The sequence below is a fragment of the Streptomyces sp. NPDC057287 genome (assembly GCF_042667905.1).
Taxonomy (GTDB): domain Bacteria; phylum Actinomycetota; class Actinomycetes; order Streptomycetales; family Streptomycetaceae; genus Streptomyces.
This window is the reverse complement of record NZ_JBHUYV010000043.1, coordinates 1-2,854: the sequence shown is the minus strand read 5'-3', so window position 1 is coordinate 2,854 and position 2,854 is coordinate 1. Positions and strand designations below refer to the sequence as shown.

1 tRNA gene and 1 rRNA gene are annotated in these 2,854 nt (G+C 53.6%); both read left to right on the top strand.

Annotation, left to right across the window (positions count from 1 at the left end):
- The first annotated feature begins 50 nt into the window (after positions 1–50).
- Positions 51–126 (top strand) — tRNA-Ala (locus ACFUNE_RS37540).
- 82 nt (positions 127–208) lie between these two features.
- Positions 209–2,854: ribosomal RNA gene (locus tag ACFUNE_RS37535) — 23S ribosomal RNA — on the top strand; the annotation flags it as partial.

Sequence of the window (2,854 nt, the reverse complement as noted above, 5' to 3'; positions counted from 1 at the left end):
GTTTGGGACCATGGGGTCGCAGGTTCGAATCCTGTCTTCCCGACCATTTTGGGGCCTTAGCTCAGCTGGGAGAGCGCCTGCTTTGCACGCAGGAGGTCAGCGGTTCGATCCCGCTAGGCTCCACCAACGTGTTCTTTGAAAACTAGATAACAGTAGTAATTCACATTCAATTAGTAATGCAAGATATCACGTAGTGATTCTTTTTAACGGTTAAGTTAGAAAGGGCGCACGGTGGATGCCTTGGCACTAGGAGCCGATGAAGGACGGGACGAACACCGATATGCTTCGGGGAGCTGTAAGCAAGCTTTGATCCGGAGATTTCCGAATGGGGAAACCCACCACTCGTAATGGAGTGGTATCCATATCTGAATACATAGGATATGAGAAGGCAGACCCGGGGAACTGAAACATCTAAGTACCCGGAGGAAGAGAAAGCAAATGCGATTCCCTGAGTAGCGGCGAGCGAAACGGGACCAGCCCAAACCAAGAGGCTTGCCTCTTGGGGTTGTAGGACACTCTGTACGGAGTTACAAAGGAACGAGGTAGATGAAGAGGTCTGGAAAGGCCCGCCATAGGAGGTAACAGCCCTGTAGTCAAAACTTCGTTCTCTCCTGAGTGGATCCTGAGTACGGCGGAACACGTGAAATTCCGTCGGAATCCGGGAGGACCATCTCCCAAGGCTAAATACTCCCTAGTGACCGATAGTGAACCAGTACCGTGAGGGAAAGGTGAAAAGCACCCCGGAAGGGGAGTGAAAGAGATCCTGAAACCGTGTGCCTACAAGTAGTCAGAGCCCGTTAACGGGTGATGGCGTGCCTTTTGTAGAATGAACCGGCGAGTTACGATCCCGTGCAAGGTTAAGCAGAAGATGCGGAGCCGCAGCGAAAGCGAGTCTGAATAGGGCGAATTGAGTACGTGGTCGTAGACCCGAAACCAGGTGATCTACCCATGTCCAGGGTGAAGTTCAGGTAACACTGAATGGAGGCCCGAACCCACGCACGTTGAAAAGTGCGGGGATGAGGTGTGGGTAGGGGTGAAATGCCAATCGAACCTGGAGATAGCTGGTTCTCTCCGAAATAGCTTTAGGGCTAGCCTCAAGGTAAGAGTCTCGGAGGTAGAGCACTGATTGGACTAGGGGCCCCTACCGGGTTACCGAATTCAGTCAAACTCCGAATGCCGATGACTTATCCTTGGGAGTCAGACTGCGAGTGATAAGATCCGTAGTCGAAAGGGAAACAGCCCAGACCGCCAGCTAAGGTCCCAAAGTATACGTTAAGTGGAAAAGGATGTGGAGTTGCTTAGACAACCAGGATGTTGGCTTAGAAGCAGCCACCATTTAAAGAGTGCGTAATAGCTCACTGGTCGAGTGACTCTGCGCCGAAAATGTACCGGGGCTAAACGTATCACCGAAGCTGCGGACTGTTCTTCGAACAGTGGTAGGAGAGCGTTCTAAGGGCTGTGAAGCAAGACCGGAAGGACTTGTGGAGCGCTTAGAAGTGAGAATGCCGGTATGAGTAGCGAAAGAGGGGTGAGAATCCCCTCCACCGAATGCCTAAGGTTTCCTGAGGAAGGCTCGTCCGCTCAGGGTTAGTCGGGACCTAAGCCGAGGCCGAAAGGCGTAGGCGATGGATAACAGGTTGATATTCCTGTACCACCTCCTCACCATTTGAGCAATGGGGGGACGCAGGAGGATAGGGTAAGCGCGGTATTGGATATCCGCGTCCAAGCAGTTAGGCTGGGAAATAGGCAAATCCGTTTCCCGTGAAGGCTGAGCTGTGATGGCGAGCGAATTATAGTAGCGAAGTTCCTGATTCCACACTGCCAAGAAAAGCCTCTAGCGAGGTGAGAGGTGCCCGTACCGCAAACCGACACAGGTAGGCGAGGAGAGAATCCTAAGGTGATCGAGAGAACTCTCGTTAAGGAACTCGGCAAAATGACCCCGTAACTTCGGGAGAAGGGGTGCTCTGTTAGGGTGCAAGCCCGAGAGAGCCGCAGTGAATAGGCCCAGGCGACTGTTTAGCAAAAACACAGGTCTCTGCGAAGCCGTAAGGCGAAGTATAGGGGCTGACGCCTGCCCGGTGCTGGAAGGTTAAGAGGAGCGCTTAGCGTAAGCGAAGGTGCGAATTGAAGCCCCAGTAAACGGCGGCCGTAACTATAACGGTCCTAAGGTAGCGAAATTCCTTGTCGGGTAAGTTCCGACCCGCACGAAAGGCGCAACGATCTGGGCACTGTCTCAACGAGAGACTCGGTGAAATTATAGTACCTGTGAAGATGCAGGTTACCCGCGACAGGACGGAAAGACCCCGTGGAGCTTTACTGCAGCCTGATATTGAATGTTGGTACAGCTTGTACAGGATAGGTAGGAGCCTTGGAAACCGGAGCGCCAGCTTCGGTGGAGGCATCGGTGGGATACTACCCTGGCTGTATTGACCTTCTAACCCGCCGCCCTTATCGGGCGGGGAGACAGTGTCAGGTGGGCAGTTTGACTGGGGCGGTCGCCTCCTAAAAGGTAACGGAGGCGCCCAAAGGTTCCCTCAGAATGGTTGGAAATCATTCGCAGAGTGTAAAGGCACAAGGGAGCTTGACTGCGAGACCTACAAGTCGAGCAGGGACGAAAGTCGGGCTTAGTGATCCGGTGGTTCCGCATGGAAGGGCCATCGCTCAACGGATAAAAGCTACCCCGGGGATAACAGGCTTATCTCCCCCAAGAGTCCACATCGACGGGGAGGTTTGGCACCTCGATGTCGGCTCATCGCATCCTGGGGCTGTAGTCGGTCCCAAGGGTTGGGCTGTTCGCCCATTAAAGCGGTACGCGAGCTGGGTTCAGAACGTCGTGAGACAGTTCGGTCCCTAT